The sequence below is a fragment of the Solimonas soli DSM 21787 genome (genome assembly GCF_000474945.1).
Lineage (GTDB): Bacteria > Pseudomonadota > Gammaproteobacteria > Nevskiales > Nevskiaceae > Solimonas > Solimonas soli.
Genome location: NZ_KI440839.1, coordinates 121,857 through 142,571 on the forward strand (window position 1 = coordinate 121,857; position 20,715 = coordinate 142,571).

23 protein-coding genes are annotated in these 20,715 nt (G+C 70.9%); 8 read left to right on the top strand and 15 right to left on the bottom strand.

Translation table 11 applies throughout. The features are described from left to right. Window positions 1-403: 403 nt before the first annotated feature. The 9 genes from K344_RS0118335 to K344_RS0118375 all read right to left on the bottom strand — a co-directional run bounded on the left by K344_RS0118335 (window position 404) and on the right by K344_RS0118375 (window position 7,851). Window positions 404-1,543, bottom strand: a complete 1,140-nt coding sequence (locus K344_RS0118335; RefSeq protein ID WP_157623107.1) for a flagellar basal body P-ring protein FlgI — start codon at window positions 1,541-1,543, stop codon at window positions 404-406. Between the two features lie 17 nt (window positions 1,544-1,560). Continuing rightward, a complete protein-coding gene (gene flgH / locus K344_RS0118340) occupies window positions 1,561-2,235 on the bottom strand; it encodes a flagellar basal body L-ring protein FlgH (protein WP_245586265.1) in 675 nt (224 codons plus the stop codon). Between the two features lie 86 nt (window positions 2,236-2,321). Then, on the bottom strand, window positions 2,322-3,107 hold the full coding sequence (gene flgG / locus K344_RS0118345; protein ID WP_028081891.1) for a flagellar basal-body rod protein FlgG: 786 nt from the start codon (window positions 3,105-3,107) through the stop codon (window positions 2,322-2,324). A gap of 96 nt (window positions 3,108-3,203) precedes the next feature. Beyond that, window positions 3,204-3,947, bottom strand: a complete 744-nt coding sequence (locus K344_RS0118350) for a flagellar basal body rod protein FlgF (RefSeq protein ID WP_028081892.1) — start codon at window positions 3,945-3,947, stop codon at window positions 3,204-3,206. A 77-nt stretch (window positions 3,948-4,024) separates the two neighbouring features. Continuing rightward, entirely contained in the window at window positions 4,025-5,239 is a 1,215-nt protein-coding gene (gene flgE / locus K344_RS0118355; RefSeq protein ID WP_028081893.1) for a flagellar hook protein FlgE, read from the bottom strand. A 12-nt stretch (window positions 5,240-5,251) separates the two neighbouring features. Then, window positions 5,252-5,926 (bottom strand): flagellar hook assembly protein FlgD, encoded by a 675-nt coding sequence (locus tag K344_RS0118360; RefSeq protein ID WP_028081894.1) that lies wholly within the window; start codon window positions 5,924-5,926, stop codon window positions 5,252-5,254. 18 nt (window positions 5,927-5,944) lie between these two features. Then, on the bottom strand, window positions 5,945-6,352 hold the full coding sequence (flgC, locus tag K344_RS0118365) for a flagellar basal body rod protein FlgC (RefSeq protein WP_028081895.1): 408 nt from the start codon (window positions 6,350-6,352) through the stop codon (window positions 5,945-5,947). A 14-nt stretch (window positions 6,353-6,366) separates the two neighbouring features. Further along, window positions 6,367-6,741 (bottom strand): flagellar basal body rod protein FlgB, encoded by a 375-nt coding sequence (flgB, locus tag K344_RS0118370; protein ID WP_028081896.1) that lies wholly within the window; start codon window positions 6,739-6,741, stop codon window positions 6,367-6,369. A 162-nt stretch (window positions 6,742-6,903) separates the two neighbouring features. Further along, on the bottom strand, window positions 6,904-7,851 hold the full coding sequence (locus tag K344_RS0118375; RefSeq protein WP_028081897.1) for a chemotaxis protein: 948 nt from the start codon (window positions 7,849-7,851) through the stop codon (window positions 6,904-6,906). Between the two features lie 98 nt (window positions 7,852-7,949). Here K344_RS0118375 and flgA point away from each other — a divergent pair, with 98 nt between their 5' ends. The 3 genes from flgA to K344_RS0118390 are packed head-to-tail and all read left to right on the top strand — an operon-like array spanning window position 7,950 to window position 10,262. Beyond that, window positions 7,950-9,053: a flagellar basal body P-ring formation chaperone FlgA gene (gene flgA, locus K344_RS23240; RefSeq protein WP_051362405.1), complete on the top strand. Its 1,104-nt coding sequence runs from the start codon at window positions 7,950-7,952 to the stop codon at window positions 9,051-9,053. Then, the gene (locus K344_RS0118385) at window positions 9,050-9,523 is read left to right on the top strand and encodes a flagella synthesis protein FlgN (RefSeq protein ID WP_028081898.1); all 474 of its coding nucleotides are present in this window, start codon (window positions 9,050-9,052) and stop codon (window positions 9,521-9,523) included. Before flgA ends, K344_RS0118385 begins: the two co-directional genes overlap by 4 nt. Before the next feature lie 7 nt (window positions 9,524-9,530). Continuing rightward, window positions 9,531-10,262: a PilZ domain-containing protein gene (locus K344_RS0118390; RefSeq protein ID WP_028081899.1), complete on the top strand. Its 732-nt coding sequence runs from the start codon at window positions 9,531-9,533 to the stop codon at window positions 10,260-10,262. A gap of 1 nt (window position 10,263) precedes the next feature. Here K344_RS0118390 and K344_RS0118395 read toward each other — a convergent pair whose 3' ends face one another. Both K344_RS0118395 and K344_RS0118400 read right to left on the bottom strand, forming a co-directional pair. Further along, window positions 10,264-10,605, bottom strand: coding sequence for a DUF3175 domain-containing protein (locus tag K344_RS0118395; RefSeq protein ID WP_051362406.1), 342 nt, complete (start codon window positions 10,603-10,605; stop codon window positions 10,264-10,266). A gap of 2 nt (window positions 10,606-10,607) precedes the next feature. Next, on the bottom strand, window positions 10,608-11,114 hold the full coding sequence (locus K344_RS0118400; protein ID WP_028081901.1) for a hypothetical protein: 507 nt from the start codon (window positions 11,112-11,114) through the stop codon (window positions 10,608-10,610). A gap of 126 nt (window positions 11,115-11,240) precedes the next feature. Between K344_RS0118400 and K344_RS0118405 the strand changes: the two genes are divergently transcribed. From K344_RS0118405 to K344_RS0118415, 3 genes are read left to right on the top strand one after another with little or no spacing between them, the layout of a single operon-like run. Next, complete coding sequence (locus K344_RS0118405; protein ID WP_028081902.1) at window positions 11,241-11,756, top strand: O-acetyl-ADP-ribose deacetylase; 516 nt, start codon at window positions 11,241-11,243, stop codon at window positions 11,754-11,756. Window positions 11,757-11,802: 46 nt separating this feature from the next. Next, a complete protein-coding gene (gene rlmKL / locus K344_RS0118410) occupies window positions 11,803-14,109 on the top strand; it encodes a bifunctional 23S rRNA (guanine(2069)-N(7))-methyltransferase RlmK/23S rRNA (guanine(2445)-N(2))-methyltransferase RlmL (protein WP_028081903.1) in 2,307 nt (768 codons plus the stop codon). Beyond that, entirely contained in the window at window positions 14,106-15,743 is a 1,638-nt protein-coding gene (locus K344_RS0118415; protein WP_028081904.1) for an MFS transporter, read from the top strand. The genes rlmKL and K344_RS0118415 overlap by 4 nt, the downstream gene beginning before the upstream one ends. Window positions 15,744-15,752: 9 nt before the next feature. Here the strand turns inward: K344_RS0118415 and K344_RS24240 are convergent, their stop codons facing one another. Further along, the gene (locus K344_RS24240; RefSeq protein ID WP_157623109.1) at window positions 15,753-15,911 is read right to left on the bottom strand and encodes a hypothetical protein; all 159 of its coding nucleotides are present in this window, start codon (window positions 15,909-15,911) and stop codon (window positions 15,753-15,755) included. A gap of 167 nt (window positions 15,912-16,078) precedes the next feature. Between K344_RS24240 and K344_RS0118425 the strand changes: the two genes are divergently transcribed. Beyond that, window positions 16,079-17,317 carry a TCR/Tet family MFS transporter gene (locus K344_RS0118425; protein ID WP_028081905.1) on the top strand — a complete coding sequence of 413 codons (1,239 nt, stop codon included), beginning with the start codon at window positions 16,079-16,081 and terminating at the stop codon, window positions 17,315-17,317. Between the two features lies 1 nt (window position 17,318). Here K344_RS0118425 and K344_RS0118430 read toward each other — a convergent pair whose 3' ends face one another. The 3 genes from K344_RS0118430 to K344_RS0118440 all read right to left on the bottom strand — a co-directional run bounded on the left by K344_RS0118430 (window position 17,319) and on the right by K344_RS0118440 (window position 19,874). Further along, on the bottom strand, window positions 17,319-17,831 hold the full coding sequence (locus K344_RS0118430) for a GNAT family N-acetyltransferase (protein ID WP_028081906.1): 513 nt from the start codon (window positions 17,829-17,831) through the stop codon (window positions 17,319-17,321). Then, the gene (locus K344_RS0118435; RefSeq protein ID WP_028081907.1) at window positions 17,828-18,427 is read right to left on the bottom strand and encodes a MarC family protein; all 600 of its coding nucleotides are present in this window, start codon (window positions 18,425-18,427) and stop codon (window positions 17,828-17,830) included. Before K344_RS0118435 ends, K344_RS0118430 begins: the two co-directional genes overlap by 4 nt. Before the next feature lie 538 nt (window positions 18,428-18,965). Beyond that, window positions 18,966-19,874, bottom strand: a complete 909-nt coding sequence (locus K344_RS0118440; protein WP_028081908.1) for a phosphoribosylaminoimidazolesuccinocarboxamide synthase — start codon at window positions 19,872-19,874, stop codon at window positions 18,966-18,968. Between the two features lie 133 nt (window positions 19,875-20,007). On the opposite strand from K344_RS0118440, the gene rpe reads away from it, so the two are divergent. Beyond that, on the top strand, window positions 20,008-20,709 hold the full coding sequence (rpe, locus tag K344_RS0118445; protein WP_028081909.1) for a ribulose-phosphate 3-epimerase: 702 nt from the start codon (window positions 20,008-20,010) through the stop codon (window positions 20,707-20,709). The last annotated feature ends 6 nt before the right edge of the window (window positions 20,710-20,715 follow it).

The window sequence follows — 20,715 nt, forward strand, 5'->3', positions numbered from 1 at the left end:
AACAGACTCCCTCTCCCCGCTTGCGGGGAGAGGGTTGGGGTGAGGGGCGCTGTTGCCGTGGCTTTTGACTTTGGGCCCCTTTGCGAAGCGCCGAGAAGCGCAGCCGGGCCGGGGCTGTCCGGCGCTGACTGTCTGAGCGGGCGCAGCCCGCGAGTTTCAGCGACGGCCGGCCCGGCGAGCATCACAGGGCACCCTCCGCGCAGCGGAGGGCGCGAAAGCCAGGGTGTGCTTTCTTTTGGGTACTTTTCTTTGCACAAGCAAAGAAAAGTACCTCGCGCGACAGCGCGAAAGCGGAAAGCCGGATCAATGGCTGCGCGCGCAGCCACAGCACCGCTAATTGCCCTCGCCGAACTTCCCTCGCGGCGAGAGACGGGGAGAATCCTGGAAGGAGACGAGGCGCGCATCAGATCACCACCAGCTCCGCGCGCAGCGCACCCGCTTCCTTCAGCGCCTCGAGGATGGCGACCAGATCGCCCGGCGCGGCGCCGACCTGGTTCACCGCTTTCACCAGATCGTCGAGACTCACGCCGGCGTCGAACACGAACATGCGGCCGCTGCCCTCCTGCGTCACCTCGATCTGCGAGCGCGGCACCACCGTCGTCTGGCCATCCGAGAACGGCGCCGGCTGGCTGACCTGCGGCTTCTCGGAAATCGTCACCGCCAGCGAGCCGTGCGAGACCGCGGCCGGCATCACGCGCACGCGGTTGCCGATCACCACGGTGCCGGTGCGCGAATTGATCACCACGCGCGCCGCGGCATCGCCCGGCGCGACCTCGATGTTCTCGACCACCGACAGGAACGTCACGCGCTGATCGGCGTCGGCCGGCGCGTCGACGCTGACCGTCACCGCGTCCTCGGCTTTCGCGAAGCTGCCGCCGAGCGTGGTGTTGATGCTCTGCGCCATGTGCGCAGCGGTGGTGAAGTCCGGCGCGTTGAGATTGAAGCGCAGCGCCGGCGTCGCGGCGAAGCGGCTGGCGACCACGCGCTCGACCTGCGCGCCGTTCGGGATGCGGCCGGCGCTCGGCACGTTGATCGACACGCGCGAGCCGTCCTTGCCGGAAACGCCGAGGCCGCCGACCACGACGTTGCCCTGTGCGATCGCATAGGTCTGGCCGTCGGCGCCCTTCAGCGGCGTCATCAACAGCGCGCCGCCGCGCAGCGAGCCGGCGTTGCCGAGCGAGGACACGGTGACGTCGATCTGCTGGCCGGGCTTGGCGAAGGCCGGCAGCTCGGCGCTGACGGCGACGGCGGCGACGTTCTTCAGCTGCGGATTGACGTTGGCCGGCATGGTGATGCCGAGCTGCGCGAGCATGGACTTCAGGCTCTGCGTGGTGAACGGCGCCTGCGTGGTCTGGTCGCCGCTGCCGTCGAGGCCGACGACCAGGCCGTAGCCGATCAGCGGATTGCTGCGCACGCCTTCGACGCTCGCGAGATCCTTGACGCGCTCGGCGTGCGCCATGTCCGGCACCAGCATGAGCAGCGCGACCAGCGCCTGCTCGATGTGGCGGAGGCGGTTCCTGCGGCGCATGAGCAGATGGCGCATGACGGATCCTTCCCGCATCAGAACGGGAACAGCACGGAGTTGAAGAAGCGCGCGAGCCAGCCCATGGCATTGGCGTCGGCGACCGCGCCGCTGCCGGCGTAGCTGATCTTGGCGGCGGCGACGCGGTCGGAGCTGACCGTGTTGTTGGTCGCGATGTCGACCGGCCGCACGATGCCTTCGAGCGCGACGCGCTCGCTGCCCTGGTTCAGCGCCAGCTGCTTCTCGCCGCGCACGACGAGATTGCCGTTCGGCAGCACGCGCGTGACGAACACCGTCACCGAGCCGGACAGCGCGTTGGACTGCGTCGACGCGCCGCTGCCGGTGAAGGACTGGTCGGAACCGAGATCGAAGCCGAGCACGCCGGTGCCCTTGACGCTCAGCGGCCGGCCGAACAGCGTCGGGTTGACGATGTCGTCGCTGGTCTTCTTCGCGGTGCTGGTGTTGGCTTTCTTCTCGGCGTTGGTCTTCTCGACCAGCAGCACCGTCAGCAGATCGCCGACGCGGTGCGCCTTCTGATCCTCGAACAGCGCCAGGCCGGCGCCCGCCGCGTAGATCGAGCCGTCGCCGGACGGCGCGACCGTGGCCGCGGCTTCCGGCGGCACGACGAGCGAATCGTCGCGCGCCGGCGCCATGGCGCATGCGGCGAGCGAGGTGGTGAAGGCGAGGAGCGCAATGCGGCGGCCTCCCCTCACCCCACCGCTCTCCCGCTTCGCGGGCGAGGGACTTGCGTCGGCCGCCGAAGGCGGCCGTTGCCTGGCCAAGCGAAGCATGGCGCCGCTCACAGGTTCTGGGTGACGAACTGCAGCATCTGGTCGCTGGTGGCGATCGCCTTCGAATTCATTTCGTAGGCGCGCTGCGTTTCGATCATGTTCACCAGCTCCTCGACGACGTTGACGTTCGAGGACTCGAGCGCGCCCTGCTGCAGGGCGCCGAAGCCGCTCTGCGACGGCGCGCCGGTCTGCGGCGAGCCGCTGGCGGCGGTTTCGGTGTAAAGATTCTCGCCGCGCGCCTGCAGGCCGGCGGGATTGATGAAGTCGGCGGTCAGCAGCTGGCCGACCTGCTGCGGCGCGCTGTTGCCGGCGACCTGCACGGAGACGATGCCATCGGTGCTGATCGAGATGCTCTGCGCGCCGGTCGGAATCTGGATGCCCGGCTGCACCGGGTAGCCGCCCGCGGTGACGAGCTGGCCCTGGCTGTCGAGCTGGAAGCTGCCGTCACGCGTGTAGGCGAGCGTGCCGTCCGGCATCTGCACCTGGAAGAAGCCGCGGCCGTTGATGGCGACGTCGAGCGCGTTGCCGGTCTGCGACAGATTGCCCTGCGTGAAATTCTTGTCGGTGGCGACCACGCGCACGCCGGTGCCGAGCATCAGGCCGGTCGGCGACTGCGTCTGCTGCGAGGTCTGCGCGCCCGGCTGGCGCACCGTCTGGTAGAGCAGATCCTCGAAGGCGGCGCGGCCTTTCTTGAAACCGGTCGTGTTGACGTTGGCGAGATTGTTGGAGACGACGCTCATGCGCGTCTGCTGCGCATCGAGTCCGGTCTTGGCGACCCACAGGGCCTGGTTCATGGTTGGGCTCCCGACGGAAATCCGTCTGCTGCGGGAGCTCTACAAGTTCCGGACCAGCGATCGGCGCGGCGCAATGCCGGCGCGCGAACGGCGCGGTCAGCCGGTCAGGCGGGCCAGCGTCGAGGACGCGGCGGCGTTGTCCTCGGCCGTCTTCATCAGCTTGGTCTGCAGCTCGAACTGCCGCGCCAGGCTGATCATGTTGACCATCGCTTCCGGCAGGTTGACGTTGCTGCCTTCGAGCGCGCCGCTGGTGACGACGCTGCCGCTGGCGGCGTCGAGCGTGACGCCGGCCCTGGCCCGCATCAGGCCGTCCTCGCCGCGCTGCAGCTGCTCCGGCGTGGCGCGCACGACACGCAGGCGAGCGACCGCGGCGAGCGTTTCGCTGCCGCTGCCGAGCGGCTGGATGCTGACGGTGCCGTCGCCGCCGATGCTCAGGCCCTGGGCCTGCGGCAGCGTCAGCGGACCGCCGTCGCCGAGCACGGCGAGGCCGGACGCGGTGCGCAGCTGGCCGTTGGCGTCGATCTGCAGATCACCGGCCTTGCTGTAGGCCTCGCCGCCGTCCGGCGCCTGCACGGCGAGCCAGGCGTCCTCGGTGAACGCCACGTCGAGATCGCGCCCGGTCTGCTGGATGCTGCCGCCGCGCGCGTCCCAGCCCTCGACGCCGTCGGTCGCGTTGACGCGCGTCGGCAGGCCCGGCCCCTGCACCGCCTGCGCGGCGCTGGCGAGCAGTTGCGCGCGAAAGCCGGTGGTCGAGGCGTTGGCGAGGTTGTGGTTGTTGATCGCCTGCTGGCGCAGCGTTTCGCTGGCGCCGGTCATCGCGACGTAGAGGGCGCGGTCCATGTTCTTCTCCGTGATGCGTGATCGGTGATTCGTGACTGGCGACGCCCTTGCGCGAATCACCGATCAACCGGCACGAATCACCGGATGTTGATGATGGTCTGCGTGATCTGGTCGGCGGTCGAGATCATCTGCGCGTTCGCCTGGTAGTTGCGCTGCGCCGTGATCATGTTGACCAGCTGCGCCGAGAGATCGACGTTCGAGCCCTCGAGCGCGCCGGACTGGATCGCGCCGAAGTTCGGCGAATCGCCGCTGCCGCGGATCGGCTGGCCGGCGGCGAACGTCTCGCCCCAGCTGGTGTCGCCGAGCTGCTGCAGGCCCTGCGGGTTCGGGAAGCGCGCCAGGGCGATCTCGCCGAGCGGCGTCGCCTGGCCGTTGGTGTAGCGCGCCTGCACGACGCCTTCGGCGGTGATCTCGATCGTCGTCAGCGAGCCGGTCGTGTAGCCGTCCTGCTTCAGCGAGTTGACGGCGAACTCGTCGCCGTACTGCGTCGAGGCACCGACGTCGAGCGTCAGGTTCATGGCCGCCGCGCCGGTGCCCGGCGTGTAGGCCGGCAGCGTGATCTTGCCGCCCGCCGGCGTCAGCAGCGTGCCGCTGTCGGAATAGCTCATCGTGCTGGTGCCGACGTCGGTGCCGTCGACCTGCACGTGCACGTCCCAGGTGTTGGCGGCCGCGCCCTTGACGAAGTACATCGACGCCTGGTGCGCGGTGCCGAGCGAGTCGTAGACCTGCACCGAGCGCGTGTCGTTGTAGCTGGTCGCGTCGTTCGCATCGAACGGCGTGGTCGCCGGCGCGCTGGCGCTCGACGGCAGGTTGACGTTCGCGGTGATGCTGGCGGAGGCCTGCGGCGGGTTGGTGGTGGTCGACAGCTGCAGGTCGGCGAGGCGCGCGGAGTCGAAGCCGCCGCCGCTGGTCGGCGGAAACACCTGCAGGCGCTGGCCGGCGGCGTTGACCACGTAGCCGCTCTTGTCGGTGCCGAAGGCGCCGGCGCGGGTGTACACCATCGCGCCGTTGTCGGACAGCGTGAAGAAGCCTTCGCCGGAGATCGCCAGATCGAGCGTGTTGCCGGTGGTGTTGATCGAGCCCTGCGCGAGCTGCTGGGCGACGCGCGCGGTGCGCACGCCGACGCCGGTCGCCGTCGCGGCGAGGCCGTAGGCGGAAATCGGATAGAGATCGGCGAACTCGGCGCGCGACTGCTTGAAGCCGGTGGTGTTGACGTTGGCGATGTTGTTGGCGGTGACGTTGAGGTCGGCGGAGGCGGCGTTGAGGCCGGACAGCGCAATCTGGAATGGCATTGGAGGAATCCCTTAGAGAATCTGCATGACATCGCTGAGCGAAAAGGCCCCGAGGCCCTGCAGGTCGAGCGTCAGCCCGCTCGATCCGAATTGCACGCTTTGCACGGCACCGCGCGCGTAGGTGGTCAGCGCGGTTTCGCTCGTGCCCTGCACGAGCCGCGCCTGCAGCTTGTAGGCACCGGACGGCAGGCTTTCGCCCGCGCCGTTCTTGCCGTCCCAGGAGAAATCGACGACGCCGGCGCTCTGCGTGCCGAGATCGAGCGTGCGCACCACGGCGCCGCCGGCATCGAGCACGTCGACCTGCACGTCGCCGCCGCTGCCGGTGCTCACCGCGCCGTCGAGCGTGCCGTCGCTGCCGAGCCAGCCGGCGCTGCTCGGCACCAGCACGTCGTGGCCGACGAGCTGCGCCGCCTGCAGGGACTGGTAGCTGGACAGCGAGCTGGCGAGTCCGCTGAACGAGCTGTTGAGCTTGTCGATGCCGGACACCGTGCTGATCTGCGCGAGCTGGCCGAGGAAGGCGGTGTTGTCGACCGGATTCAGCGGATTCTGGTTCTGCAGCTGCGTGGTCAGCAGCTTGAGGAAGGCGTCCTGGCCCATCGCGTTGCCGCCGCTGCCCGCCGTCGACGACGTGCCGAGGCCGAGCGCCGCGTAGGGATTACTGTCGGTGACGCCGTTGGTGGTGCTCATGAGCGTTCTCGCGCCTGCTTACTTGCCCAGCGTCAGCGTGCGCATCGCCAGTTCCTTGGCGGTGTTCATCACGTCGACGCTCGATTGATAGGACCGCGAGGCGGAGATCATGTTGACCATCTCCTCGACGACGTTGACGTTCGGCGCATAGACGTAGCCCTCGGCGTCGGCCAGCGGATGGCCGGGCTCGTAGCGCTTCTCCGGCGCCTTGCCGCTCTCGACGATGCCGAGCACCTGCACGCCGGCGCTGTCCTGGCTGCCGGGCTCGACCAGCGTCTTGAACACCGGCAGGCGCGCCTTGTAGACCTCGTCGGGATTGCCGGCGACGGCGTCGGCGTTGGCGAGGTTGCTGGCGACCGTGTTGAGGCGCGCCGACTGCGCGCTCATGGCGCTGCCGGCGATGTCGAAGATGCGGAACGAGGACATGCGCTATCCCTTGCCTATTGCCCGCTCAGCGCGGTCATCAGGCTCTTGATCTTGCCGTCGAGGAAATTGAGGCTGGCCTGGTAGCGCAGCGCCGCGTCGGCGTACTGGCCCTGTTCGACCTGCACGTCGACGGTGTTGCCGTCGACCGCCGGCTGCAGCGGCACGCGGTACTGCGGCGTCGCGCCGGGCAGGTTCTGCACGAGGCTGCCGTCGCCGGCGGCGGCCGTGGCGTTCTGCGCGTCGGCCAGCACCTTGCGGAAATCGACGTCGCGCGCCTGGAAGCCCGGCGTGTCGGCGTTGGCGATGTTGGCCGCGATCAGCTCCAGGCGGCGACGCTGCAGCTGCAGCGCCTGTTCCTGGATGCCGAACGATGCATCGGTGATGGCCATGCCTCGGGTCCTCGCGCCGGGACGATTCCCGGCCTCTGGCTCGGCCTATACAAGCCATGTGCCAGACGGCGACGCCACCTGTGTCGCAATGACCGGCGGCGTGATCGGGCGCCGTCAGCGCGATGCATTTGCACGACCGGCGCCGGCCGAGGCGCCGCGCCGCTACGCGGCGGCGATCACCTCGTGCAGCCGCGCGAGCACGGCCTGGCCGAGATCGTCGGCATTGAACTTGGCGATGAAGTGGTCGGCACCGACTTTTTCGATCATCGCCTTGTTGAACACGCCCGACAGCGAGGTGTGCAGCAGCACATAGAGATCGCGCAGCTGCGGGTCGCGACGGATTTCCGTCGTCAGGCGGTAGCCGTCCAGCGTCGGCATCTCGATGTCGGAGATCACCATCAGCAGCTGCGCGCCGAGCGGGCCCTGCGCCGCCAGCGCGTGCAGCGTCGCCAGCGCCTCGGCGCCGTCGGTCGCCTCGATCGTCTCCAGGCCGAGCTGGCCGAGCACCTTGTCGATCTGCGCGCGCGCGACGCGCGAATCGTCGACCACCAGCACCTTCAGGCCGCCGGCGTCCATCTCCTGCGCCGAATCGCTGATCGCCGTCGACAGCGCGTGCGGCCCGCCGAGAATCTCGGCGAGCACCTTCTCGACGTCGATGATGCCGACCGCTTGCTGCTGGTACGGCACGGTCGCCGTCAGATAACCGTCACGGTCGTCGGCGCCTTCATCCGGCGGCCGCAGCTCGGCGACGTCGAGATGCGCGATGCGGTCGACCTGCGCGACGTGAAAAGCCTGCACCGAGCGGTTGAATTCGGCGACGATCAGATGACCGCGGCCGGCGCGCGCATCCGCCGCGCTGCTGCCGGCGCCGATCGCCGCGGCCAGATCGATGACCGGCACGATGCGTCCGCGCAGCTCGGCGACGCCGCAGATCTGCGCATGCGCGCCCGGCATCTGCGTCAGCGGCGGCGTGCGGATCACTTCCTGCACCTTGAAGACGTTGATGCCAAAAACCCGCCGCGTGCCGAGGCGGAACAGCAGCAGCGCGAGCCGGTTGTGGCCGGCGAGCTGCGTACTGCGGTCTATGCTTTCGAGAAGTCCGGTGGCCATCGCTGCGCTCTGTACGCAGCTGCTATCGGCGCCTGGCGCGCCGACTTGAGGCCGGCCGCAAGCCGCGCCGCTGGCACAGGGCTTGCCTCGGGCCGCTCATGTCGAACCGCCTGCTTCTGCCGATGGTGCACGGCCTCGCGCTCGCCGCGACGCTCGGCGCCGGCGGCGCGCGCGCCCAGGACGCCGTCGAGCCGCCGGCGCGGCTGCGCGCGCTCGCCGAGCGGGCGGTGCGCCAGGACCTGCCGGCGAGCGCCGAGGTCAGCGCCGAAGGGCTCGATCCGCGCCTGCGCCTGCCGGCCTGCGCGCAGCCGCCCGCGGCCACCGCCGATCAGCGCCGCGGCGCGCGCGTCAGCGTCACCCTGCGCTGCGCGGCGCCGCAGGCCTGGACCCTGTACGTGCCGGTCGCGGTGCGCGACGTGCGCGAGGTGCCGGTGCTGGCGCGCGCCGTGCGCCGCGGCGAGGCCTTCGACGCCGGCGCCTTGCGCAGCGAGCGCCGCGACGTCGCGCAGCTGCCGTTCGGCTGGCTCGAACGATGGTCGAGCGATGCGCAGGCCTACGCCGAGGCCGAGTTCCGCCGGCCACTGGCCGCCGGCCAGGTGCCGGGGCCGGACGATCTGGCGCCACGGCGCTGCGTGCGCCGCGGCGACGCCGTCACGCTGATCGGCCGCGCCGCCGGCATCGAGGTCCGTGTCGAAGCCAGGGCCCTGGCCGACGGCGCGCGCGGCGAGCGCATCCAGGTCGAGAATGCGCGCTCGCGGCGCGTCGTGCCGGCCATCGTCACCGGCCCCGGCACGGTCGAAGCGCCGGCGTCCGGCGGCGCCGTGGCGGACGGGCCTAAAGTTCTGCCGGCCGCCGCCGCTAGTGGTTCAGAACTCCCATCCAGCAGGACGCGTGTGATGACCAGCAAGATCGATGGCAACCCGGTGGCTCCGGCCTATGTGCCGCCGAGCCGGCCGGCAACGCCGGCGAGCGGCGGCGGCAGCCCCGCTTCGGGCGGCACGGCGCCGCGCGGCGATTCCCTCAGCCTGACCGACGATGCCCTGCTGCTGCAGCAGACGGCCGCCGCGGCGAGCGCCGCGAGCGGCTTCGATCAGGCCAAGGTCGATGCCGTCAGCCGCGAGCTGGCGAGCGGCAGCTACAAGATCGATCCGCAGGCGATCGCCGCGCGGCTGGTGAAGACGGAAGCGGAGATCTACGGATGACTGCGGCGGCCGGCGGCACGCTGGCGACGCAGCTGCAAGGCAATCTGCAGGCGCAGCGCGACTGCGCGCAGCAGCTGCTCGACATCCTGCAGGCGGAACGCGCCGCGCTGACGGCGACTGACGTCGAACGCCTCGAGGCGCTGACCCGCAGCAAGGCCGAGGCCGCCGGCCTCCTGCAGAAACTCGGCGCCACCCTGGTGCAGCTGCGCGGCGCCGCCCGCATGCCCGATTTCAATAGTTGGTTCGCGCAGCTGCGCCTGCCCTCGCTGGCGGCGCTGTGGCAGGAACTGCTGGCGCTCGCCGAGCAGTGCCAGCGCGCCAATCTCGACAATGCCGTGCTGCTGAGCACGCGCGAAGCGCAGCTCAAACAGACGCTGCGCGCCTTCCGTCCGGCCGGCGCGCCGGAGTTGTACGGCCGCAGCGGCTACGCGCCGCTGGATTTGCCGCCCCGTCATTTCGGCAGCGCCTGACGCGGCCGTGCCGGCGCCCGACGAACTCGACGCGATGCAGGGCCTGCGCGAACTGCGCGGCAGCGACATCGATGCCGAGCTGCGTCGCCTGTGCCGCTATCACAGCCTGCTCACGGTGCGCCGCAGCGGCGACACGCGCAGCCATGCCAGCGCCGTGCTGGCGATACAGCGCGCTTACAAGCAGCTGCTGCTCGACGCCCTGCCGGACGGCGAGATGGCGGCCGGTACCGCCCTGCACGTCTACACGCGCATCGACGGCGCCGAACTGGTGTTTTCGTGCACCGTCAGCGGCACGACCAGCTTCGCCGGTGAACCGGCGCTCGTGGTCAGCCTGCCGGACGCCATCCGCCGCCGCGACCGGCGCGCGGCGCGGCGCCTGCCGGTGGCCGTCGCCGCGCTGCCGCGCAGCACCGCGCGCCTGGATTGCGCGCCGACGCACATCAGCTTCGAGTTCGAGATCGTCGATCTCTCCACCGGCGGCGTCGGCGCGCGCCTGCGCCGCTCTCCCGGGCCGCTGCTGCCCGGCGACCGCCTCGAACTGCAGCTGCAGCTGCCGGCCCATCGCGTGCCGGTCAGCGCGACCTTGTGCGTGCACCGCACCGGGCCCGACGGCGGCGTGCGCCTCGGCATGGCCTTCGCCGAACTGCAGCCGCGCCAGCTCGACCAGCTGTCGGCGGCCCTGCTGCAGATCGAGCGCTACCGGCTGCGCAACCGCTTCGGCAGCCAGGACCTCGGCTGATTCAGGCGCGCGGCTTGCGCCCGTAGAGCCGACGCAGTTCGTCCTTGGCCTGCTCGAGCCGGCGCCGCTGCGCGCCGCGCAGATGATCGCCGGCACGGTTGATGAAGAAGGTCAGCATCGACATCGCCGAGCGGTAGGGCGAACTCTTGCGCCGCCCGCTGCGTTCCGCCGAGCGGCGCAAGGACCGCGCGATCGCCTTCGGGTCGGCGAGCTTGAACACGCCCTCGCGCAGGTCCAGGGCATCGCTGTGCTCGCTCACCTGCCGCGACCAGCGCCCGACGCCGCGCGCCTTCGACGCGGCGCGATGCCCGCCGCGTGGCGCCGCGTGCTTTCGCGTCGCCATGCTCAAGCCCTGCGCCGCGCCCGGGTTGCGGCGGCCTTGCGCGCCGCCCGCGAACGCCGCGCCGCGTCCTTGGTCCGCGATGCCTTGCGCGCCGCCGCGGCGCGCGCCGCCGGTCCGCGCCGCGCCGCGGCGGCGTGCGACTGGCGCGACAGCGCCGCGCGCGAGGCGGCGCGACGCGGCTTGCGCTTCAGGGCCGCCGTGCTCGCCGCCGAGCGCCGGCGCCGGCTGCCGCGGCTCTTCGACGGCGCGCCATGGCCGACTTCGCGGTCGCGCCCGGCCTTGCGCCGCGTCTCCGCCGACACGCCCTTGCCGGGCGCCGGCAGTTCGACACCGGCACGGCGCGCCTTCGACAGGCCGATGGCGATCGCCTGCCTGGCCGACGCCGCACCGTGCTCGCCGGCACGGATACGGTCGATCTCCTCGCGCACGAATTCGCCGGCCTGCGTGGTCGGCGCCTTGCCTTCGCGCCGGTCGCGACGCGCGCGTCTGATGGTCTTGCGTTCGGGCATCCGGTCCTCCTCGCGCATCGCTGCGCCTGTCGTGCGAAAAATGGCGGACGCGCTCGGCGCCCCTCATTGCGACTGCACGAACGCGCGAGAGTTGCATCGCCGCCGCGGCGCGCGTGCAATGCCGGCATGAACGCGAACCGAACGAAGCTCGTCGCGCGGCGGATCGACATCGCCACGCTGGCGCTCGACGCCATCGTCAACGCCGCCAACGAGAGCCTGCTCGGCGGCGGCGGCGTCGACGGTGCCATCCACCGCGTCGCCGGTCCCGGCCTGCTCGCCGAATGCCGCACGCTCGGCGGCTGCCCGACCGGCGAGGCACGCATCACCGGCGGCCATCGCCTGCCGGCGCGGCACGTGATCCACACGGTCGGGCCGGTCTGGCGGGGCGGCGCGCAGGGCGAGGCAGATCTGCTCGCAAGCTGCTACCGCAGCAGCCTCGCGCTGGCCGCCGCGCACGGCATCGAGACGCTCGCCTTCCCGGCGATCTCCTGCGGCGTCTACGGCTATCCCTGGGAAGAGGCGACGCGGATCGCCGTGCGCGAGGTGCGCGCGCACGCGGCGCCGGCCGGGCTGCGTGAAGTCATCTTCGCCTGCTTCAGCGCCGATATGCTGACGCTGTACGCGCGCCTGCTCGCCGAATAGCGGCGTCGCGCCGGCGGCCGCGGTTTGAGACATGAGACAATGGCGCATGTCCGTCCCTCCGCAAGATGCCCTACCGCTGTTCGTCACCTGTTCGCGCGGCGTCGAGGCGCTGCTCGTCGCCGAACTGACGGCACTCGGCGCGCACGAGGCGCGCGAGAAGCGCGGCGGTGTCGCCTGCGCGGCCTCGCTCGAAACCGCCTACCGCGCCTGCCTGTGGTCGCGGCTCGCCAGCCGCGTGCTGCTGCCGCTGAAGACCTTCGCGCTGACGGACGCGCAATCGATCTACGACGCCGCCGGCGACATCGTCTGGCCCGATCTGTTCGCCGCGCACAGCCGCTTCGCGATCGAGGTCGCCGGCCGCACGCCGGGCATCGCCAACACGCACTTCGCCGGCCTCAAGCTCAAGGACGCCGTCGTCGACGGCTTCCGCGCCGCCGGTCTTGAGCGCCCGAACGTCGATACCGACGATCCCGACATCCGCCTGCACCTGCATCTCGACCGCGAACAGGGTTCGCTGAGCCTCGACCTCGCCGGCGAAAGCCTGCACCGTCGCGGCTACCGCGCGCGCGGCGTCGAAGCGCCGCTGAAGGAGAACCTCGCCTGCGCGATCCTCGTGCGCGCCGGCTGGCCGGAGCTGATGACGCAGGCCGAGGCGCCGCTGGTCGACCCGATGTGCGGTTCCGGCACGCTGCTGATCGAAGGCGCCTGGATGGCCGCCGACATCGCGCCCGGCATCCTGCGCGCGCGCTGGGGTTTCGAGGCCTGGCTCGATCACAAGCCGCTGCTGTGGCAGCGCCTGCGCGAGGAGGCGCAGCAGCGCCGCGCCGCGGGCCTCGCGCAGCTGCAGCCACGCTTCTACGGCCGCGATCTCGAACCGCGCGCCATCGCCGCCGCCAAAGCCAACGCCGAGCGCGCCGGGCTCGCCGGCAAGCTGCGGCTCGAGACCGGCGACGCGATCGCGGCGCGCGCACCGGGCACGACACCGGGCCTGGTCGTCACCAATCCGCCCTACGGCGAACGCCTCGCGCACGAAGCCGAGCTGGTCAAGCTGTACTCGCTGCTCGGCGTCACCCTGCAGCAGCAGTTCGCCGGCTGGCGCTTCGGCTTCTTCACCGCGCGCGACGATCTCGCGCAGCGCCTCGGCCTGCGCGCGACCAAGATCTCCTCGCTGTACAACGGCGCGATTGCCTGCAAGCTGCTGAGGTTCGACATTCCCGGCGGCACCGCGCCGCATGCCGACGGCGCGCCGCCGGCCGTCGTCGCCGAACCGGCCGAGGACTTCGCCAATCGCCTGCGCAAGAACGTCCGCCATCTCGGCAAGTGGGCCAAGCGCGCCGGCGTCAGCTGCTGGCGCGTCTACGACGCCGATCTGCCCGAGTACGCGGTCGCCGTCGATCTGTACGAAACCGCCGAGGGCGAGCGCCACGCGCACGTGCAGGAATACGCGGCGCCGAAGACCGTCGATCCGGCGCGCGCCGAGAAACGCCTGCGCGGCGCGCTGGCCGGCGTGCAGTCGGTGCTGGAGATTCCGCCGGCGCGCCTGCACTACAAGCTGCGCCAGTCGCAGAAGGGCGCGAGCCAGTATCAGCGCCAGAGCGAAGGCGAGAATTTCCACGTCATCGTCGAACACGATTGCGGGCTGTACGTGAACTTCGACGATTACCTCGACACCGGCGTGTTCCTCGACCACCGGCCGATGCGCCTGCGCATCCAGAACGAGGCCGCCGGCAAGCGCTTCCTCAACCTGTTCTGCTACACCGCCTCGGCCAGCGTGCACGCCGCGCGCGGCGGCGCGGCGAGCACGCTGTCGCTCGACATGTCGAACACGTATCTGGACTGGGCGCAACGCAACCTGCTGCTCAACGACTTCCACTCGCAGCAGTACGAGCGCCCGCCGCCGCCGGGCGTGAAGCTGTCGCGGCACGCGCTGGTGCGCGCCGACTGCCTCGCCTGGCTGGCCGAGCGCGCCGGGCTGCCGGCGCCGCCGCAGTTCGACCTGATCTTTCTCGATCCGCCGACCTTCTCGAACTCGAAGAAGATGGAGGGCACGCTCGACATCCAGCGCGACCACGCCGGCCTGATCCGCCAGACGATGGCGCTGCTGGCGCCGGGCGGCACCCTGTACTTCTCGACCAACCGCCACGGCTTCAAGCTCGACGCGCTGATCGCCGGCCAGTTCGAGGCGCACGACATCACCGCGCAGACGCTCGACGAGGACTTCAGGCGTCCGCCGCCGGCACACAAGTGCTGGGCGATCCGGCGCCGCGAAGGCGGCGGCCTGCCGACCTTCGCGCACGTCGCCGTCGGCGCCGGCGAGAGCGACGAGGACGACGACGATAGCGGCGCGCCATGAGCGCGCCGTCGATCTTCGCGCCGCTGAAGCACGCGACCTTCCGCAACATCTGGATCAGCAGCACGGTGTCGAACACCGGCAGCCTGATCCAGGGCGTGGCGGCAGCGTGGACGATGGCGAAGATCGCCGGCGCCGACATGGTGGCGCTGGTGCAGGCCGCGACCTTCCTGCCGATCGCGCTGCTGGCGATTCCGGCCGGCGCGTTCGCCGATCTCTACGATCGCCGCAAGGTGCAGATGGCGGCGCTCGGTTTCGCCTTCGTCGCCAGCGCCCTCCTGGTCTGCGCTTCGCTGCTCGACTGGCTGGCGCCGTGGACGCTGCTCGGCTTCTGCTTCCTCGTCGCCACCGGCGGCGCCCTGTACGCGCCGGCGCGCGGCGCCTCGCTCGGCGAGCAGGTGCCGAAGGAGCAGATCCCGCAGGCCGTCGGCCTCAACAACATCAGCTACAACCTCGCGCGCAGCGTCGGCCCGGCGATCGGCGGCGTGATCGTCGCCACGCTCGGCGCCGCGGTCGCCTTCGCCGCCAATGCGCTCTCCTATCTGCCGATGCTGTGGGTGCTGCAGCGCTGGAAGCGCGCGCCGGAGACTTCGCGGTTGCCGCCGGAGGGCCTGCTGCGCTCGGTGAACTCGGGCCTGCGCTACATCGCCCACCTGCAGCCGGCGCGGCGCGCGGTGCTGCGCACCTTCCTCACCTCGTCGCTGGCCGCCGCGCTGCACAGCCTGATGCCGCTGATCGCGCGCGATCTGCTCGACGGCGGCGCGCGCACCTTCGGCGTGCTGCTCGGCTTCTTCGGCGCCGGCGCGGTATCGGGCATCTTCGTGCTGCAGCCGATGCGCACGAAGATCGGCAACGAGCGCACGGTCTCGGCCTGCTGTCTGGCCCTGGGGCTGGCGCTGGCGACGCTCGCCTTCAGCCGCGTGCTTGCGCTCGACCTCGTCGCGCTGCTGCTCGCCGGCGTGGCCTGGATGGTGCTGGTGACGACGGTCAGCATCGCCGTGCAGATGTCGGTGCCGCGCTGGGTGATGGGCCGCGCCATCGCCACCTGGAGCGCGCTCAACGCCCTCGGCATCGCCGCCGGCTCCTGGCTCTGGGGCCATCTCGCCGAACGCTACGGCGTGGCCTTCGCGTTCGAGATCGCCGCCGGCGCGCTGCTGCTGTCGCCGCTGCTCGGCCTGGTGCTGCGCATCGACGATCGCAGCACCTCGATCGAAGCCGACGAGCGCACGCCCGCCGAGCCCGACGTGAAGCTGCCGATCAGCGGCCGCAGCGGGCCGATCAGCATCGAGCTGCAATACCGCATCGCCAGTGAGCGCGCGCGCGAGTTCTATCACCTGATGCGCGAAATCCAGCGCATCCGCACGCGCAACGGCGCCTACGACTGGTCGCTGTCGCGCAACATCGCCAATCCCGACGAGTGGTCGGAACGCTTCCGCTGCGCGACCTGGGACGACTACCTGCGCCTGCGCAACCGCCGCACGCTCGACGACAGCGCCCTGCATCAGCGCGCCTACGCCATGCACATCGGCCTCGAACCGATCCGCGTGCAGCGCTGGCTCGATCGCCCGTCCGGCTCGGTGCGCTGGCGCGACGACGTGCCGGACCGCGGCGACGACTCGGCGCGGCTGCAGGTCTGAGGCGGCCTCTCAGCGTCCCGCCGCGGTGCGCGTGCGCCAGCGGTGGAAGTGGTTGGCGATCGGCATGCCGCCCGGCGCGGCGCCGCGCACGACGGCGGCGAAGCCGGCATGGAAGCCCGGGCTGACCGGCGCATGGCCGAGCAGGAGCAGGCCGGCGACCACGTTCACGAGGCCCCGGGAAACGTTCAGCAACGGATGAAAGAACGGGTCGTGGGAGCCGACAGGCTGTCGCAACGCTCGCGCCGCGCAACGGCCGGCGCGCGCCGTCATCCGGCGATCGGCGCGGTTCAGGCATCATGCCGGCCTTGCCGCAACGCACCTTCGAGAGGCTCTCCGTGTCTTCGCCTGTCTATGGCGGCCGTCGCGCCGCCATCGCTTTCATCTTCGTTACGGCGGTGATCGACGTCATCGCCATGGGCATCGTCATCCCGGTGCTGCCGGCGCTGATCGAGCAGTTCAGCGGCTCGAACGCGCGTGCCGGCGAGATCAACGGCCTGTTCGTCGCGCTGTGGGCCGGCATGCAGTTCGTCGCCTCGCCGATCATCGGCTCGCTGTCGGACCGCTACGGACGGCGGCCGGTGATCCTGCTGTCGGCCGCGGGCCTGGCCTGCGATTACCTGCTGATGGCGGTCGCGCCGAATCTCTGGTGGCTGGCGCTCGGCCGCCTCATCGCCGGCGTGACCTCGGCGAGCTTCACGACCGTGTTCGCCTACATGGCTGACATCACGCCGCCGGAAGGCCGTGCGCGCGCCTACGGCCTGATCGGCGCCGCCTTCAGCGGCGGCTTCGTGCTCGGCCCGCTGTTCGGCGGCGTGCTCGGCGAGATCTCGCCGCGCGCGCCGTTCTGGGCGGCGGCGGCGCTGTCCGGCCTGGCCTTGCTCTACGGCGCCTTCATCCTGCCCGAATCGCTGCCGCGCGAACGGCGCATGGCCTTCTCGTGGTCGCGCGCCAATCCCTTCGGCGCGCTGCGTCTGCTGCGCTCGCATCCCGAGCTGTCGGGCCTCGCCGTCGTCAACTTCCTGCTGTACTTCGCGCACCACGTGTTCTCGGCGGTGTTCGTGCTCTACGCCGGCTACCGCTACGGCTGGAGCGCCTGGGAGGTCGGCGTGCTGCTCGCCGGTGTCGGCGCGCTCGACATGCTCGTGCAGGGCGTGCTGGTCGGCCGTGTCGTCGAGCGCTTCGGCGACCGCGCGACGATGATCGCCGGCCTGTTCGGCGGCGCGCTCGGCATCGCCGTCATGGGCCTCGCGCCGAGCGGCGCGTGGTTCGTCGCCGCCATGCTGCCCAACGCGCTCTGGGGCCTGGCGATGCCGACCCTGCAGTCGATCATGACCCGGCACGTCTCCGAATCCGAGCAGGGTCAGCTGCAGGGCGCGACGATGAGCGTCGGCAGCATCGCCGGCGTGATCTCGCCGCTGTTCTTCGGCTGGGTCTACGCGCAGTCGGTCGGCGAATCGCCGGCGCTGCCGACGCCCGGCGCCGCGTTCCTGATCGCCGCGCTGGTGCTGCTCGCCGCGGCGCTGATCGGCTGGGCCGTCGCGCGGCAGGCCGAGCGCCAGGCCGCGGCCGCTTGATTCAGCGCGGCGCGTCGAGCACGCGCTGCAGCATCCACACGTCGAGCACGGCGCCGAACTTCACGCCGCAGCGCCGCATCAGGCCGATGCGCTCGTAGCCGAGCGCCTCGTGCAGCGCGAGGCTGGCCGGATTGCCGTCGACGATGCGGGCGATCAGGGTCAGCACGCCGATCTGCGGCGCGAGCCGCAGCAGTTCTTCGAGCAGCGCGCGGCCGATGCCGCGGCCGCGCGCGTCGGCGCGCACGTAGACGGCGTTTTCGGCGCTGCGGTCGTAGGCCGGCCGCGGCGACCACTGGTAGAGCCGGCCCCAGCCGACGACACCGGATTCGTCTTCGGCGACGACGATCGGATAACGGCCGCCAGGGTTGGTGCGAAACCAGTCGAGGCGTTCGGCTTCGCTCTTCGGCACGGTGTCGAAGGTCGCCGTGCCGTGCAGCACCTGTTCGTCGTAGATGGCGAAGATCGCCGCGAGATCGGCCTCGGTGGCGGCGCGCAGCGTCGGCGCCGGCGTCACGGCTTGTGCGCGTTCCAGAACTGCAGCACGCCGCCCATCATCATCTCGACGGCGATCGTCACCAGCAGCAGGCCCATCAGGCGCTCGACGGCGGTGAGGCCGCGCGTGCCGAGCACGTTCCGCAGCCCGGTGCTGGCGAGCATGATCGGCAGACAACCGCCCCAGGCCAGCAGCACGGCGCCGATCCAGGTCATCCAGCGCTCCGGTTCGCGGCTCATCATCAGCAGCACGGTGGCCAGCGCCGACGGACCGGCGACGTAGGGAATCGCCAGCGGCACGAGGAAGGGCTCGGCCATCGTCGCCTCCTCCTCGAGCGAGTGTTCGCGCGAGGGGAAGATCATGCGCAGCGCGATCAGCATCAGGATCACGCCGCCGGCGACGGTCAGCGCCGGCGGCGACAGGCCGAGCAGGCGCAGCAGATGGCCGCCGCCGAGCAGGAAGATGAGCAGGATCGCCAGCGCGAACAGCATCTCGCGCAGGATCACCTGGCGCTGCCGCGCCATCGGCACGTGCTTGAGCGCCGACAGGAACAGCGGCACGTTGCCGAGCGGGTCCATGACGAGGAACAGCAGCACGGCGGCGGAGAGGAAGGTCATGCGGCTATGGTAAGGGCCCCGCCAGCACGCAGATACGGTGGAAAGCCCCAGGGCGCCGTCGCGATCGGAAAGTGCAGGCGCCCGACGCTGACGCCCACCTCCCCCGGCCCCTCCCCCCCGCGAGCGGGCGGAGGGGAGAACAAAAGCAAAGCTCGCGAAAGACCTCTGCTCCTCTCCCGCAGGTAGCTGGAAGGGAAAACCGGAGCGATGCGCTTGCAGCACACCTCGCGCCTCTCCGCCCTTGGGGCGGAGAGGCCGGGTGAGGTGGGGCGTGCGGCGCGCGTTGCGCCGGATGCAATGCAGCACAGCGCCCGACGCCGACCCCAACCCCTCCCCTCCGCCAGCGGGCGGAAGGAGAAGAGAAGAAAAACATCCGCTCCTCTCCGCCCTTGGGGCGGAGAGGCCGGGTGAGGTGGGGCGTGCGGCGCGCGTTGCGCCGGATGCAATGCAGCACGGCGCCCGACGCCGACCCCCACCTCCCCGACCCCTCCCCTCCGCCGGCGGGCGGAGGGAGAAGAAGAAAGGTCGCGAGTCCGGCCTACGCGCCGATGAGCAGGCGCTGCGCCTCGCGGTACTTCGCCGCCGATTTCTCGATGATCTCGGCCGGCAGCATCGGGCCCGGCGCCTTCTTGTCCCAGTCCAGCGTCTCGAGGTAGTCGCGCACGAACTGCTTGTCGAAGCTCGGCGGGCTGATGCCGGGCCTGTAGGTGTCGGCCGGCCAGAAGCGCGAGGAATCCGGCGTCAGCGCCTCGTCGATCAGGTGCAGCGTGCCGTGCTCGTCGACGCCGAACTCGAACTTGGTGTCGGCGATGATGATGCCGCGCGTGCGCGCGTACTCGGAGGCTTCACGGTAGATGCGCAGCGTGATGTCGCGCACCTGCGCGGCGAGGTCCTTGCCGATGCGCGCTTCGACATCGGCATAGCCGATGTTCTCGTCGTGCTGGCCGACCGGCGCCTTGTCGGCCGGCGTGAAGATCGGCTCCGGCAGCCGGTCGGCCAGCTGCAAGCCGGCCGGCAGCGCGATGCCGCAGATGGCGCCGGTCTTCTGGTAGTCCTTCCAGCCGCTGCCGATGATGTAGCCGCGCGCGACGGCCTCGATCGGCAGCGCCTTGAGCTTGCGCACGACGTTGCTGCGGCCGGCGACCTGCGCCAGCTCGGCCGGCGTCAGGTACTTGGCGAGATCGACGTCCGGCGCGAGGTGGTTGGGCAGCAGATGCGTGAAGCGCGCCATCCAGAAATTGGAGACGGCGGTGAGCACGGCGCCCTTGCCGGGAATCGGCTGCGGCAGGATCACGTCGAAGGCCGACAGGCGATCGGAGGTGACGATCAGCATGTGCGCGTCGCCGAGCGCGTAGATGTCGCGGACCTTGCCGCGGTGAATGCGCGGCACGCTGGTCAGCGTCGATTCGTAGAGGGCGGCGACAGGCGCTGATTGGGGCGCGGACATGGGTGAGCGTCGGCTGGCAATGAGGCGCGCATTGTGGAGAAGCCGCATTGGGGGGTAAAGCCGGCCGGCCGCGCCGGGCCCATCCATCTGCGATAATCGCGCCCCTCCCGCTCAACGCCGCCCGGTCGCCCGCATGGCCAAGCTCGCTCCGCTGATCGCTCCCAGCATCCTGTCCGCCGATCTCGCCCGCCTCGGCGACGAGGTCAGGAACGTGCTCGCGGCCGGCGCCGACATCGTCCACTTCGACGTGATGGACAACCATTACGTGCCGAACCTGACCTTCGGGCCGATGATCGCCGAAGCGCTGCGCAAGTACGGCATCAGCGCGCCGATCGACGTGCACCTGATGGTCGAGCCGGTCGACGAGCTCGCCGCGCTGTTCGCCAAGGCCGGCGCCACGTACATCACCTTCCACCCGGAAGCGACGCGCCACGTCGACCGCAGCCTGCAGGCGATCAAGGCCGCCGGCTGCAAGGCCGGCCTCGTGTTCAACCCGGCGACGCCGCTCGACGCGCTGAAGTACGTGATGGACAAGGTCGACATGGTGCTGCTGATGTCGGTCAACCCCGGCTTCGGCGGCCAGAGCTTCATCCCGGCCGCGCTGAACAAGCTCGCCGAGGCGCGCGCGCTGATCGACGCCTACGTGGCCAAGAACCCGGGCCGCGAGATCCGCCTGGAGATCGACGGCGGCGTGAAGACCGACAACATCCAGGCGATCGCCGCCGCCGGTGCCGACACCTTCGTCGCCGGCAGCGCGATCTTCGGCGCCAGCGACTACGCGGCGACGATCGCTTTGATGAAGGCGGAGATCGCCAAGGCCGGTCGAGGCGCCTGACGGTGC